Source organism: Bradyrhizobium sp. YR681, from assembly GCF_000282615.1.
In the GTDB taxonomy this organism is placed as follows: domain Bacteria; phylum Pseudomonadota; class Alphaproteobacteria; order Rhizobiales; family Xanthobacteraceae; genus Bradyrhizobium.
Map to the genome: position 1 here is coordinate 22,194 of NZ_AKIY01000295.1, position 13,807 is coordinate 36,000.

Annotated in this window: 9 protein-coding genes; 6 read left to right on the forward strand and 3 right to left on the reverse strand. The window is 64.7% G+C overall.

The annotated features are described in order from the left end of the window. Positions 1 to 93 precede the first annotated feature (93 nt). From PMI42_RS32125 to PMI42_RS32135, 3 genes are all read left to right on the forward strand, one after another. Positions 94 to 1,944, forward strand: coding sequence for an ATP-binding protein (locus tag PMI42_RS32125; RefSeq protein WP_008142757.1), 1,851 nt, complete (start codon positions 94 to 96; stop codon positions 1,942 to 1,944). Positions 1,945 to 2,020: 76 nt separating this feature from the next. Further along, positions 2,021 to 2,470 (forward strand): cupin domain-containing protein, encoded by a 450-nt coding sequence (locus PMI42_RS32130; RefSeq protein WP_008142760.1) that lies wholly within the window; start codon positions 2,021 to 2,023, stop codon positions 2,468 to 2,470. 42 nt (positions 2,471 to 2,512) lie between these two features. Continuing rightward, entirely contained in the window at positions 2,513 to 3,586 is a 1,074-nt protein-coding gene (locus tag PMI42_RS32135) for a hypothetical protein (protein ID WP_008142762.1), read from the forward strand. Between the two features lie 12 nt (positions 3,587 to 3,598). Here PMI42_RS32135 and PMI42_RS32140 read toward each other — a convergent pair whose 3' ends face one another. Both PMI42_RS32140 and PMI42_RS32145 read right to left on the reverse strand, forming a co-directional pair. Beyond that, positions 3,599 to 4,942, reverse strand: coding sequence for a cytochrome-c peroxidase (locus PMI42_RS32140; RefSeq protein WP_008142765.1), 1,344 nt, complete (start codon positions 4,940 to 4,942; stop codon positions 3,599 to 3,601). A 13-nt stretch (positions 4,943 to 4,955) separates the two neighbouring features. Continuing rightward, complete coding sequence (locus tag PMI42_RS32145; RefSeq protein WP_008142767.1) at positions 4,956 to 6,689, reverse strand: phospholipase C; 1,734 nt, start codon at positions 6,687 to 6,689, stop codon at positions 4,956 to 4,958. 268 nt (positions 6,690 to 6,957) lie between these two features. Here PMI42_RS32145 and PMI42_RS32150 point away from each other — a divergent pair, with 268 nt between their 5' ends. Then, a complete protein-coding gene (locus PMI42_RS32150; protein WP_008142769.1) occupies positions 6,958 to 8,133 on the forward strand; it encodes a YncE family protein in 1,176 nt (391 codons plus the stop codon). Between the two features lie 36 nt (positions 8,134 to 8,169). Here PMI42_RS32150 and PMI42_RS32155 read toward each other — a convergent pair whose 3' ends face one another. After that, positions 8,170 to 8,961 (reverse strand): ABC transporter substrate-binding protein, encoded by a 792-nt coding sequence (locus PMI42_RS32155; protein ID WP_008142771.1) that lies wholly within the window; start codon positions 8,959 to 8,961, stop codon positions 8,170 to 8,172. A gap of 244 nt (positions 8,962 to 9,205) precedes the next feature. On the opposite strand from PMI42_RS32155, the gene PMI42_RS32160 reads away from it, so the two are divergent. Both PMI42_RS32160 and PMI42_RS32165 read left to right on the forward strand, forming a co-directional pair. After that, complete coding sequence (locus PMI42_RS32160) at positions 9,206 to 10,399, forward strand: efflux RND transporter periplasmic adaptor subunit (protein ID WP_008142774.1); 1,194 nt, start codon at positions 9,206 to 9,208, stop codon at positions 10,397 to 10,399. 12 nt (positions 10,400 to 10,411) lie between these two features. Beyond that, positions 10,412 to 13,570 (forward strand): efflux RND transporter permease subunit, encoded by a 3,159-nt coding sequence (locus PMI42_RS32165; RefSeq protein ID WP_008142776.1) that lies wholly within the window; start codon positions 10,412 to 10,414, stop codon positions 13,568 to 13,570. The last annotated feature ends 237 nt before the right edge of the window (positions 13,571 to 13,807 follow it).

Below are 13,807 nucleotides of genomic sequence, written 5' to 3' on the forward strand. Positions count from 1 at the left end.
CCGCCGCGCGGAATCTGTAGCTCACATGATGCCGGACTCCTCGCGACAGGGCGGCTGGGGCAAGTCCGCGGCTGGCGTCTTTGGTGTGAGACCATGAAACTCAGGGGGCTTCTGACACTCGCGATGGCCACGCAGGTCGTCGTGACCGCCACGGCCCTGCTCGCTTCCCATGCCCTGACCGGCGCCGCCGGCGGTTTCGGCGTTCCCCAGATCGTGGCCCTCCTCGCAAGCGCGGCAATCGCGGTGCTGCTCGTGCGCCTGTGCATGCGCGCGATCGAGACGTCGCAGGATCAGCGCACGGCCGCGGCGCTGGCCGATCAGGCGAAGGCCGCCGCCGAGAGCGCGCAGCTGACGCAAGCCGTCATCAAGACCGCGCTCGACGCCTTCATCCAGACCGACGAACGCGGCATCGTCCTGGAGTGGAGCCTTCAGGCCGAGGCCCTGACCGGATGGACGCGGCAGGAGGCGCTCGGCGCCGATGTCGTCGACCTCCTCGTCGCCGCGCCGCTGCGCGACGGTTTCAGGCAACGCATGATGCGGCTGATGCCGGAACTGTCGAATACGCCGATCGGTATAGGGTTCGAAGCGACCCTGCTGCACCGGGAAGGCGACGAGATCCTGATCGAGGCGTCGAGCACCGCACTTCAGATCGGCGGGCGCACCGTCATCAACAATTTCGTCAAGGACGTCACCCAGAAGCGCGCCGCCGAGGAGCAATTGATCCAGGCGCAGAAGATGGAGGCGGTCGGGCAACTCACCGGCGGCATCGCGCACGAGTTCAACAACATGCTCACGGTGATCACGGGCACGATCGAGATCCTCGCCGACGCCGTGAAGGACAATCCGCCGCTCGCCACCATCACCAAGCTGATCAGCGAGGCCGCCGACCGCGGCGCCGCGCTGACGTCGAGCCTGCTCTCCTTCGCGCGCAAGCAGGCGTTGCAGCCGGCCGAGATCGACGTCAATGAACTGCTCGAAGAGCTCGCAAAATTGCTGCTGGCGACTTTCGACAAGAACATCCAGATCGTGACGCGGCTCGACGGCAACGTCTGGCTCGCCTTCGCCGACCGCGGCCAGTTGAGCTCGGCACTGCTCAACCTCGCGATCAACGCCCGCGACGCGATGCAGGACGGCGGCAGGCTGACGCTGAGGACGCGCAACGTCGTGTTCGGCGTCCGCGAGGCCGTCGCGGTCGGCGCCGGCTATGCGGGCGACTATGTCGAGATCGAGATCGCCGACAGCGGCACCGGCATTCCGCGCACCAATATCGAGCGCATCTTCGATCCGTTCTTCTCGACCAAGGACGTCGGCAAGGGTACCGGGCTCGGGCTCAGCATGGTGTTCGGCTTCGTCAAGCAGTCCGGCGGCGGCATCAAGGTCACATCCGAAGAAGGCCGCGGCACGACATTCACGATCTACTTGCCGAAGGCCGAGACCAGCACGCTTCGCCCGACCGGCTACGACGAACGCAAGGTCGTGGGCGGAACGGAAACCATCCTTTGCGTCGAAGACGACCGCGACGTCCGCCAATATGTCACGGTGCAGCTCGAAAGCCTCGGCTACAAGGTCATCCCCGCCGGCAACGCGACCGAAGCGCTCGCCATTGCGGCCCAGGGCACGCCGTTCGACCTGCTTTTCACCGACATCGTGATGGCCGGCGCCTTGAATGGACGGGAGCTCGCCGACGAGATGGTGGCTGCGCGCCCCTCCTTGCGGGTGCTGTTCACGTCGGGCTATGCCCACGACGTTCCGCATGGGCCCGGACACGCTACCATGGGCGCGCCGCTGCTGACGAAGCCGTACCGAAAAGCCGAGCTTGCGCGCATGCTGCGCCGCTCCCTCGACACCGCCGTCGATTCCGTGGGCGACCCGATCCCGACGCCCTATTCAGTGCAGGCCGACGTCGAAGGCTTTCTGCGCAAGTCCGAGCGCAACGGCCGGTAGCGCGAGTGTGGCGGATGGACTCTGCCCGCCACCTGCGCAAAACTTGTCTTAACCAAAATTCCATTGGAGGCGAGCCATGACTGCACTCGAAAAAGGCATCACCGTGAACGGCGCCGGCTATGGCGGCAAGACCTGGAACATTCTGGGCCAGGTCTATTTCCCAAAGGCCGTCACCGAATCCACCTTCGCATTCGAGACCAACAGCGACCCCGGCCAGTTCGTACCGGTGCACATTCACCCGACCCAGGACGAGTTCATCCTGGTGCAGGAAGGCACGCTCGACCTCAAGCTCGATGGCCAATGGGTCAAGGCCCATGCCGGCGACCTCGTGCGCCTGCCGCGCGGCATCCCGCACGGCTATTTCAACAAATCCGACAAGCCGGCACGCGCGCTGTTCTGGGTCTCGCCGATGCAGAAGCTGGAGGCGCTGTTCAACCAGCTCCACAATCTGACCGACCCTGCCGAAGTCGTGCGCATCTCGGCGCTGCACGAGGTCGACTTCCTGCCGCCGGAGGCCAACGACTAGGCTACGATCCCCTGAACGACGAATCGTTTGGGGGAACCGGCCATGCCTGCACGCCGTCACGCCATCGCAGCCCTTGCAGCGCTTGGGCTGATCTTTTCGGCATCGGCGGTGGGTCACGCGCAAACGCCGAACCCAAAGCAGACGGAAGCTCTCGCGACCTACGAGCACGCGCTCGGCGATTTCAAATCCATCCTCGCCGAGCGGCGCGGCCAGATCGACGCAAAGCAGCCGCTGCCGAACCTGCCGGGCCAGGCGCTGTATCTGGCGCGCGTCGCCGTCATCAGCGCTTACAAGGATCTCACCGACGCCATGCCGTCGCGGATCGGCCGGCCCAACAAGTTCGAGATACCGCCGGCCTATTTCGATGCCGACATCGAGCCGCTGATCGACGAATACGGCAGGCTGTTCGACATCATGGAGGCGCCGCCGGCCAATGCGCAGAACTCGGCGACACCGTTCAAGGACGTCGTCGATCTCGCGGTTGCGATTGCGCGCGCCAAGGGACTTGCGCCGGATCATGCGCAAGCTGCCGGGCGCATCAGCCTCGGGCTGTTCTTTGCCGAGACCAACGGCAAGCAGAATGTCCGCAACGGGCGTTCGAACACCTATATGGGCAGCTTCCAGACCGGCCCGTCCGAGGACCGCAACGGCCACAGGAAATGGGAGGCGATCAAGGCAGACATCGCGGCCGTCGATCCCGAACTCAGCGCGCGAGACGACAAGGAGGAGGCGCACGCCCGCGGCACCGATCACCGCTTCAACCACTGGACCAATGTGCGCGACGGGCTGATGAACGCGCATGCGGAGGTGTTCCGGGAGATCCCCGCGATCGTGAAGACGCTGCCCGACCCGATCGACCAGATGAAACTGTTCGAGCTGATCCAGATCGTGCCCACCCCGACGCGATCCGCGCTCAAATCCGGCGATCTCCTGAACTACCGGGTCTCCAGCCCGACGATCATGAAGCACTTGCGCAACAACAGCATTTTCGCGTTCGGACAGGCCGACCGGGCGCGCAGCTCGGCGAGCTTCCGCGAAATCCTCGCCGCGATGTGGCTGTTCAACCGCAAGTTCGAGCGCGCGATGGCGAAATATGCGGAGATCAGGGGACGCTGAGCGACCAACGCCCTAGTTCTCCGGCTTGTAGCCATCCGTCAGCGTCTTCAGGAACGCGATGATGTCGACCTCGTCCCGCTCGGTCATGGCCGGCCTGTCGCCGGGGTGACGATCGAACGGTGGATCGGTGACATCGACATTGGCGTGATATTTTTGCGGCAGGTCGTCGTACCTCAGCACCGTGCCGTCGGCGGCGCGCGGAAACACCTTCTCCGGACTGGTGTCGCGGAAATTGTAGAAGTCGAGCACCTGCTCGAGGGTCTTGAAGACACCGTTGTGAAAGAAGGCATGGCGTGTCGCGGTGTTGCGCAATGTCGGCGTCAGGAACATGCCGCAATATTGCGTCTGCTCGGGAATGTCAGTGCGGTGCGGGCCGCAGACGCCGAGGTCGAAATAGCCGGGATCGCGATTACCCGCGAGCGCGGCGTTGCGCGGCGCGCCCAGCGCCTCGTATTGGTGATCGGTAAACAGCGGCGGCAGGCCGTCGCGGGTCGGCGCCGAGGTGTGGCATCCCGCGCAATTGGCCTTGTCGGGATCGTTGAACGCTTGCAGCCCGCGCAGCTCGCTCTCGGACAGAAGCGCCCTGCCCTCGAGCCAATAATCGTACTTGCTGGTGTAGGGATGGAAGCTCGGCTCCTCGACCTGATAGCGCGCCACCGCGAACATGGCTTCCGCGATCAGCAGCCGCTGGTTCTTCAGCACGCCGGCGCCGAACAGCTCGACGAATCGCTGGACATAAGGCGCGCGGCGCAGCTTGTCCGCGACGATCTCGGCGCTGCCGCCGTCCATCTCGTTGGGGTCGAGCAGCGGAAAGAGCGCCTGGTCCTGCAACGTGTCGGCGCGGCCGTCCCAGAACAGGCCGCCCTGCGGCACGATGTTCGCCGACGCGCCGGTTCCGCCCGCGGCCTTGGTCGTGCGCGTCGCCTGCTGGCCGATCGCGGCCATCTGCGCGAGATCGACGATTTTGTCGTCGTCGCCCTTGTCGGGACCGATGCTGAAATTCGGATGGCGATCGAGATAGGTGAGCGACGGCACCGCGCGTGCGCCCTGCCGCGAGAGGTTGGCGCCGCCGAGCATGACCGGCCCGTCATTGGGCGGGCCGTAGGCGTGATCGGGGCTGTGACAGGAGGCGCAGGACAGCGCGCCGGAGGACGACAGCGAGGCGTCGTAGAAAATCTCCTTGCCGAGCTGCGCCATCGCCGACAGCGGCGCGACCGGCGGACGCATGAGACGAACCGGGCTCGGATTCGCGCCGGCAGAATTCGCGCCCGCAAATCCTTGCGTCACGACGGAAAAGACGGCGCCGGCCAGACAAAGCAGGCCGGCGCCGAAGAGCCACATGGTGCGGCTGTTCATGTGAACTTGCGTCCTAGTGATGGTGATGCTCGTCCGGCGGGCTGGTCATGACAGTGCCGGAGGTGGGATCGAGGAACAGGGCGTCCACCCGCAGATCGTGGCGGTGATCCTGATCGAAGTCGAACAGATCCATGATCGATCCGGTCGTGGCGTCGAACGCACCACCGCCCAGACGCCTGCCGTGCAGCCAATTGTCCTCGATGAACCGCACCACCGAGGCCTGCGAGATGTAGGTGTGGCTGACGAAGTTCGTCCTCGCGTAGGGCGAAACCACGATGAAGGGCACGCGGGTGCCCGGACCGCAGCGGCCGTTCACAGGCTGGCCGGAGAGGCCCTTCGGTGCGGGCTGTTTCTGCGGGCCGGGGCCGCACAGGCCGGGGCCGTTGACCTGATCGGCGGTCGGATCGTAGGAGGCGCTCTTCGGCGCGACATACTGATGGTCGTACCAGCCGTCGGAGTCGTCATAGGTGATGATGATTGCGGTCTCGCGCCACTCCGGCTGCTTCTGCAGGAAGTTGATCAGCTCGACATTGCCGACCTGCTCGTCGAGCGGATCGGAATTGCCGGCGTGACCGTCCTGGAAGGCCGGCATCTTGATGTAGGAGACGGCCGGGAAATTGCCGGCCTTCACCGCGGCGTAGAAGTCCTCGAGATCGTAATTGTGGTTGGCGGGATCGACCTTGCCGTTGAGATCGTGGGTATGGCCGACCGCGTGGACCGAGCTCGGCCGTGCATGGGTGGGGTTGGCGGTGGACTTGTAGTACTGGAAGAAGGCGTGGTGCGGAATGTAGTCCACGATGGTGCCGTTGACGTTGCTGGAGAAGGTGCTGCGGGCGCAACCGGTGGTGCCGTTGGCGTTCTTGAGCGTCAGGTCGAAGCCGCCCATGAAGCTGCCCCAGCTGATGCGCTCCTCGTTGAGCAGATCGCCGATGTTCCTGTTCTGCATCAGCATGGTGCTGGTCGTGCTCGAGCACAGATCGTAGCCCGGATCGGTGTCGCCGATCAGCGTCAGGCCGCCCTGGCCATCGGCGATCGACGCCGACGTGCCGACGACGTTCTGCACGCCGTTGGTCTGGCCGGAGACCACTTCCAGCATGCCGGGCGTGGACGGACCAAACGTGTCGGTCCAGTGGTTGTCGCTCATGGCGAAGTGCTGGGCGTAGTTCCAGAACGCGGTGACGGTATTGCCGTCGAAATAGCCCATCACCTGGCCGTTGGTGCCAAACGCGCCGGCGCCGCCGGCCGTGCCGCGGCCGGTGAATTTCGGAAACAGGTCGACCTTGCCGTTGTCCACGGCCTGCTGCTCGGGCGTGTAGGCGTGGTTCTGCGAGCGCGTGTTGGCCTGGGTGCGATCGAGCCGGAACGGATCCGTCGCGCCGGTACCGTTGGCCGGACTGTTGTTGGGATTGTTGACCAGCAGGTTCGCCGTAACGAGGTTGTTGACCTTCGGCGTATGCGGCTTCGGTACGAAGGGGATCGAGCCGGACGGATTGGCCGCGTTCGGATAGGTCGCGAAGTAATGGTCGAACGAACGGTTCTCGTTGAAGATGATGACGAGATGCTTGATCGGCGTCTCGGTGTGGATGTCGTGCGGATGCCGGTGATGATCGCGATCGTTGCCGTGATCACCTTGATCGTGTCCGTGGTCGCGGTCGCGGCCAAAATCGTCCGCGAGGACGGGAAGAGCGCACGCGAGCGCGCTCGCGGCCGCGAAAATCGCAGCCGTCGTCAGTAGTCTCGATTTCATTTTTTTGACGCCCCGGAAATGAGGATGTTTACGATCAGAAATATTCTAGGCATCGCGGGTGACAGAGCTGTGTCAGTTTGACGCACGAGACACGTGGCGCAATGGTTGAGGTGCAATCTTTTATGCAGGCGCCCGCGCCGCCTCGCCGGACCACGTCCCGCCGATTTATTCCCCGAGCCAAGGCAAAAATGATCGCGTCCAGATTGTTGCGTGATACGCCCGGTTGCATTTAGCTTTACCGGACAAGAACATAACTTTCGGGGGAAACATGAAAGCCGCTCTTCGCAGGCGCACGCGCCATGCCGCGTCAGCCCTGGTCGCAACGTCCCTGGCTGGCCTCGCCAATTTCGCCGCTCATGCCGACATCGTCGTCACCGCCAACGATGGCAAGATGGCGCTGGAGAACGGCGTTGCCGTGGTCCGCAAGCAACCGCTGCCGGATACGGTCAGCGTCATCGATCTCACCGACGGTGCGCTGAAGCTTCTCGGTGAGGTGCCGGCCCCCGCCAGCGTCGTCGGCCCGCCGCCGAGCGTGGCGGTCGCGCCGGACGGCGCCTACGCGCTCGTGACGGGCGCCATGAAGGTCGATCCGGCGGATGCGACCAAGACGGTCCCTGATGACAAGCTCTCCGTCATCGACCTCAAATCCTCTCCGCCAAAAGTGCTCGCGACGCTTCAGGCCGGCGCCGGCGCGGCCGGCGTCTCGATCAACCGTGCGGGCACGCTGGCACTGGTTGCGAACCGGAGCGAAGGCACCGTCTCGGTCTTCACGATCAGCGGCGGCACGCTGACGCCATCAGGCAAGATCCAGCTTGGCGACGCCAAGTCGGGTCCGAGCCACGCCGTATTCTCGCGCGACGGCGCGACCGCACTGGTCACCCGTGACGGCGACAGCAAGATCTCGCTTCTGACCGTGGACGGGACCAAGGTCGAATACGCCAAGCGCGATCTCTCTGCCGGCATCCGCCCCTACGACATCGATCTCACCGGCGGCGCTGTCGCAATCGTCGGCAATGTCGGCGCCAGCAGCGGCGACAGCGACACGATCAGCCTGATCGACATGACCGCAAAACCGATCCGCGTCGTCACGACGATAACCGTCGGGCAGACGCCCGAAGCGGTGAAGATGTCACCGGACGGCGGCCATGTCGCCGTCACCGTCATGAACGGCTCGAACAAGCCGCCGGCCTCGCCCTTCTTCAACGATTTCGGCCTGCTCAAGATCTACAGGATTTCGGGCACCGACCTCACCCCGGTCGCGGAAGCCAAGATCGGCCATTGGTGCCAGGGCATGGTGTGGTCGAAGGACTCCAGGCATGTCGTGGCGCAATGCATGGTCGAGAACGAGCTGATCGCGTTCTCGTTCGACGGCAAGGCGCTGAACAGGACGTCCACGCTCAAGATGCAGGTCAGCCCCGCGGGTATCAGAACCGCGGAGCCGTAGAGCCAGAGCACGGCGCAGCCAAGCTGCGCCGCTTGCCTATTCAGTCCGGATCGGCGTGTCCTTCAGGCCGTTGTTGTCATAGGCCTTGCGCAGGGTGCCGTTCGTCACGGCCTCGTTCATGAATTTGGTGACGAACGCCAGCGACTGGCTGTGCCCGAGCGGCACGGCGACTGCCGTCACCGTCTTCTTGAACGTCTCGTCGAGCACCTTTGTGCCCGGAATCTTCTGCGCCATCTTGTTGAGCTGATCACGCGACAGGGCGAAGGCATCGACCTCGCCGCTCTTCAGGAGGCCAAAGATCTCGTCATAGGTCTGATAGCCCGTCACCTTCGCGTTCTTCAGATGCGCAACGGCGCCGCGCATCGTGGTGGTGGCGTTGACGGCCGCGACCTTGATGCCCACCTGGTCGAGGCTTGCGAAATTGGTGACGTTCGAGCCGACCTTGACGATGTAAGTGGCGTCCGCGACCTCGTAGATCGGACCGAACGCCATCTTGCTCTCGCGCTCGGGGTCCTTGGGCAGCCAGGTGACGTCCCAGGTCCCCTTGCTCGCCGCGTCGGTGATCTGCCCGGAATTCTGGTGCACGACATATTCGACGGGGACGCCGAGCTGCGCGGCCATCTCCTTGCCGAGATCGACCGGCACGCCGGCATAGCCGGCTTCGGTCTTGGTCGACCAGAACGCGCCGCCCGCCGGGCTGATCGCGATCGCGACCCGCAGCTTGCCGGTCGGCGCGATCTCGTCCTTCAGGCCATCGGCTAGCGCGGGCATGGCGACCATCGCGGCGAGAACGAGGCCGGCAAGGGCCGAGTGGAGGGACGTGGACATGTCATGTTCTCCTCACTTTTTCTTCTTCATCTTCGTCCCGACCGCTTCACGTCCGTCGCGCGGCCTTTGACACAATTCTGGTCGATCATGCGCGCGATGAAAAGCGATATGTCACGACAAACCTGTCAAAGGCCACGCCGCTGTTTGCAGTGCAAGGCCGTTGACTGCCATGGCTATGGTGTTCCACGGCCGGACATTTGTTGATAGCCTGCCGCACCGACAGACCGCAATCGGGGGCCATCGAATGACCTGCGCGAATCCCGCATCTCCCGCGCATCGCAAGACAGAGTGGAGGCAGATCGGGCGGGCGCTGGCCGCCCTGGCAGCCGTGGCCGCCCTCGCCGGCTGCGAGGACAAGAACACGTTCGTCGCGCCGCCGCCGCCCAAGGTGGACGTGGCAACGCCGGTGCAGCGGCCGGTCACCCGTTATGTCGAGGCCACCGGCAACACCGCGCCGATCAAGAACGTCGATCTGGTCGCGCGCGTGCAAGGCTTCCTGCAATCGATCGACTACCAGGACGGCACCTTCGTCAAGCAGGGCACCCAGCTGTTCACGATCGAGCCAGAGACCTACAAGCTGAAGCTCGAGCAGGCGCAGGCGGCCGAGGCCGGCTCGCAGGCCTCGCTCCGGCAGGCGGAAGCCGACTACAAGCGACAGGCCGAGCTGGTGCAGCGCCAGGCGGTCTCGCAGGCCACGCTCGACACTTCGACATCGACCCGCGACAACGCGCAGGCCAATCTCCAGCAGGCCCAAGCCAACACCAGGCTCGCGCAGGTGAACTACGGCTACACCAAGGTCAGCGCGCCGTTTGACGGCATCGTCAGCGCGCACATGGTCTCGGTGGGCGAACTCGTCGGCGTCTCCTCCCCGACCCAGCTCGCGACCATCGTCGCGATGGACCCGATCTATGTGAACTTCACCGTCAACGAGCAGGACGTGTTGCGCATCCGCGCCGAGGCCGCGCGCCGCGGGCTCACCACCGCCGACATGAAGCAATTCCCGATTCAGGTGGGCCTGCAGACCGAGACCGGCTATCCCCATGAGGGCAAGCTCGACTACGTCTCGCCGACCATCAACCAGTCGACCGGCACCCTCGCCGTGCGCGGCCTCGTGCCCAACGACAAGCGGGTGCTGCTGCCCGGCTATTTCGTCCGCGTCCGCGTGCCCTTCAGCCAGGAGAAGGACGCGCTCCTCGTTCCCGACACAGCGCTCGGCAGCGACCAGGGCGGCCGCTATCTGCTGGTCGTCAACGGCGACAATGTCGTCGAGCAGCGCAAGGTGCAGATCGGTCCGGCCGATAACGGCCTGCGCGTGATCGAAAGCGGCCTGAAGCCTGACGACCGCGTGGTGACCGCAGGACTCCTGCGCGTGATCCCGGGCCAGAAGATCGACCCGCAGGTGACGAAGATCGAGCAGCCGCAAGCGTCTGCCAAGTAGGGAGCGGGCGCCATGATCTCAAAATTCTTCATCGAGCGGCCGGTCCTCTCGAACGTCATCGCGCTGCTGATGATCCTGATCGGCGGCGTCGCGCTGTTCAACCTCGCGATCGCGCAATATCCCGATGTGGTGCCGCCGACGGTGCAGGTCACCACGCGTTATCCCGGCGCCAGCGCCAAGACCGTGATCGACACGGTGGCCTTGCCGATCGAGCAGCAGGTCAACGGCGTCGAGGACATGCTCTACATGCAGTCCTACAGCGCCTCCGACGGCACCTATACGCTGACCGTCACCTTCAAGATCGGCACCGACCTCAACTTCGCGCAGGTGCTGGTGCAGAACCGCGTCTCCAGCGCGCTGTCGCAATTGCCCCAGTCCGTGCAGAACCAGGGCGTCACCGTCCAGAAGAAGTCGACCTCGATCCTGCTGTTCGTGACGCTGACCTCGCCGGACAAGAAGTACGACAGCCTCTATCTGAGCAACTACGCCACCATCAACATCCGCGACGAGCTCTCGCGCCTGCCCGGCGTCGGCAACGTCACCGTGTTCGGCGCCGGCCAGTATTCGATGCGGATCTGGCTCGATCCAAACAAGCTGCAGGCGCGTGGATTGGTGCCGCAGGACGTCATCCAGGCGATCCAGCAGCAGAGCCAGCAGGTCTCGGCCGGCCAGGTCGGCGCGCCGCCGACGCCGGCGGGCCAGGCGTTCCAGTACACGCTCAATGTCAACGGAAGGCTCGACGACTCCGGCCAGTTCGAGAACATCATCGTCAAGACGGGCAGCAGCGGCGACGTCACGCGGGTGCGCGACGTCGGCTGGGTCGAGTTGGGGGCGCAGACGTACAGCCAGATCTTCTCGCTGAACAAGCAGCCCGCCGTCGGCATCGGCGTGTTCCAGTCGCCCGGCGCCAACGCGCTCCAGGTCGAGCAGGCCGTCGAGAAGAAGATGGTGGAACTCGCCAAGCGCTTCCCCGAAGGCATCAAATACGACACCCCGTTCGACACCACCAAATTCGTCGAGGCCTCGGTGCACGAGGTCTACATGACGCTGATCGAGGCCGGCCTGCTGGTGCTGGTCGTGATCCTGGTGTTCCTGCAGGACTGGCGCGCGATGCTGGTGCCGGCGACCACCGTGCCCGTGACGATCATCGGCGCGTTCGCCGCGATGGCGGCGCTCGGCTTCACCATCAACATGTCGACGCTGTTCGCGATCGTGCTGGCGATCGGCATCGTGGTCGACGACGCCATCGTCGTGGTCGAAGGCGCCGCCCACAACATCGAGCAGGGCATGAACGGCCACGACGCCGCGATCAAGGCGATGGACCAGCTGTTCGCACCGATCGTCGGCATCACGCTGGTGCTGATCTCGGTGTTTTTGCCGGCCTCGTTCCTCGCGGGCCTCACGGGCCGCATCTACTCGCAATTCGCGCTGGTGATCGCGGCGACCGCGTTGCTCTCCGCCATCAACGCGGCGACCCTGAAGCCGACGCAATGCGCGCTGTGGCTGCGGCCGACGGTGCCGCCGGAAAAGCGCAACTTCTTCTATCGCGGGTTCAACAACGTCTATAACCGGGTCGAGCGCGGCTACACGCGGCTGATCACCTTCCTGTGCGGGCACGCCACAATGTCCGTCGCGGTCGCGCTGGTGCTGATCGTGATCGGCGGCTACGGCCTGTCGCGGGTGCCGACCGGCTTCCTGCCGATCGAGGACCAGGGCTATCTGATCGCCGCCATCCAGCTGCCCGACGGCGCCGCGCTGGAGCGGACCCAGAAGGTGCTCGACAAGGCCAGCGAGATCATCAAGGAGACGCCCGGCGTCCAGCAGGTCATCACCATCGCCGGCATCTCGGCGCTCGACAGCAGTGCGAGCCTTGCCAATGCCGGCGTCGCCTACATCATCCTGAAGGACTGGGAGGCGCGCAAAGGCCCCGGCGAGGATCTGCGCTCGCTGGTGTACGGGCTGAACGACAAGCTCGCCGTCATCATGGAGGCGCGCACCATCGTGCTGCCGCCGCCGCCGATCCAGGGCATCGGCAACGCGGCCGGCTTCTCGATGCAGGTCGAGCTGCGCGACGGCAACAGCGATTTCGCCAAGCTGCAGGCGATCACCGGCGCCGTGGTCTCCAACGGCCAGAGCCAGAGCGCGCTCCAGCGCGTGCAGTCCTCGTACCGCTCGTCGGTGCCGCAGTTCAACGTCGAGATCGACCGCATCAAGACCCAGACGCTGCACGTCACGACCGACCAGGTGTTCTCGGCGCTGTCGACCTATCTCGGCTCGTCCTATGTCAACCAGTTCAACAAGTTCGGCCGCGTGTTCCAGGTCTACACCCAGGCCGATCCGGCGTTCCGCGTCACCGAGCGCGACATCGCCAACATGCAGGTGCGCAACTCGAACGGCGACATGATCCCGATCGGCACCGTCGCCACGATCACGCCGGCTACCGGCCCCTCGCTGATCAGCCTCTACAACCTCTTTCCCTCCTCGACCGTCATCGGCCTGCCGGCCCAGGGCTATTCGTCCGGCCAGTCGCTGAAGCTGATGGAGGAGATCGCGGACAAGACGCTGCCGCAGGGCACGGGCTTCGAGTGGACTGCGATGTCCTATCAGGAGAAGGCCGTCTCGAACCAGATCTACTGGGTGTTCGGGCTTGCCATGCTGCTGGTCTATCTCGTGCTCGCCGGCCAGTACGAAAGCTGGTACGCGCCGATCTCGGTGATCCTGGCGGTGCCGTTGTCGCTGCTCGGCCCGACGCTGATCCTCAACGGCCTCAAGATCGACAACAACCTCTACTGCCAGATCGGCCTGATCCTCTTGATCGCGCTGTCGGCCAAGAACGCCATCCTGATCGTCGAGGTCGGGCTCGAGCTGCACGGCCGCGACGGCAAGCCGGTGCTGGAAGCCGCCATCGAGGCGGCGCGCGCCCGCTTCCGGCCGATCCTGATGACCTCGTTCGCCTTCATCCTCGGCGTGGTGCCGCTGGTGATCGCGACCGGCGCCGGCGCCAGCGCCCGCAAGTCGATCGGCATTACGGTCTTCTCGGGCATGCTGGCCTCGACCTGTCTCGCGGTGCTGTTCGTGCCGGCCTTCTTTGTGGTGGTGCAGCGGTTCGAGAACTGGCGGGCGTCGAAGAAGGCGCCGAAGGCGCAGCCGGTGGCGGAGGTGAAGCCGTAGCTTCGACAAGAATGTCGAAAACAACCCCATGCACAGTAGGGATGGGGTTGAAAGGATTTAAGTAATTCGGGCTTGCCGAAAACACTTGCTCCGTCGGGCAAAACACTGGCATGATGGCATCATGGGCAGGTATCGGGCGGAGGGCCCAGCCACCGCCCTATCCCCGTCATTGCGAGCGCAGCGAAGCAAATCCAGAGTCCCTCCGCGGGAAGATTCTGGATTGCTTCGCTGCGCTCG

Excerpts from the sequence above, each read along its gene's own strand:
- PMI42_RS32125 (WP_008142757.1), top strand. The coding sequence starts at position 94 with ATGAAACTCAGGGGGCTTCTGACACTCGCGATGGCCACGCAGGTCGTC.
- PMI42_RS32130 (WP_008142760.1), top strand. The coding sequence starts at position 2,021 with ATGACTGCACTCGAAAAAGGCATCACCGTGAACGGCGCCGGCTATGGC.
- PMI42_RS32135 (WP_008142762.1), top strand. The coding sequence starts at position 2,513 with ATGCCTGCACGCCGTCACGCCATCGCAGCCCTTGCAGCGCTTGGGCTG.
- PMI42_RS32140 (WP_008142765.1), bottom strand. The coding sequence starts at position 4,942 with ATGAACAGCCGCACCATGTGGCTCTTCGGCGCCGGCCTGCTTTGTCTG.
- PMI42_RS32145 (WP_008142767.1), bottom strand. The coding sequence starts at position 6,689 with ATGAAATCGAGACTACTGACGACGGCTGCGATTTTCGCGGCCGCGAGC.
- PMI42_RS32150 (WP_008142769.1), top strand. The coding sequence starts at position 6,958 with ATGAAAGCCGCTCTTCGCAGGCGCACGCGCCATGCCGCGTCAGCCCTG.
- PMI42_RS32155 (WP_008142771.1), bottom strand. The coding sequence starts at position 8,961 with ATGTCCACGTCCCTCCACTCGGCCCTTGCCGGCCTCGTTCTCGCCGCG.
- PMI42_RS32160 (WP_008142774.1), top strand. The coding sequence starts at position 9,206 with ATGACCTGCGCGAATCCCGCATCTCCCGCGCATCGCAAGACAGAGTGG.
- PMI42_RS32165 (WP_008142776.1), top strand. The coding sequence starts at position 10,412 with ATGATCTCAAAATTCTTCATCGAGCGGCCGGTCCTCTCGAACGTCATC.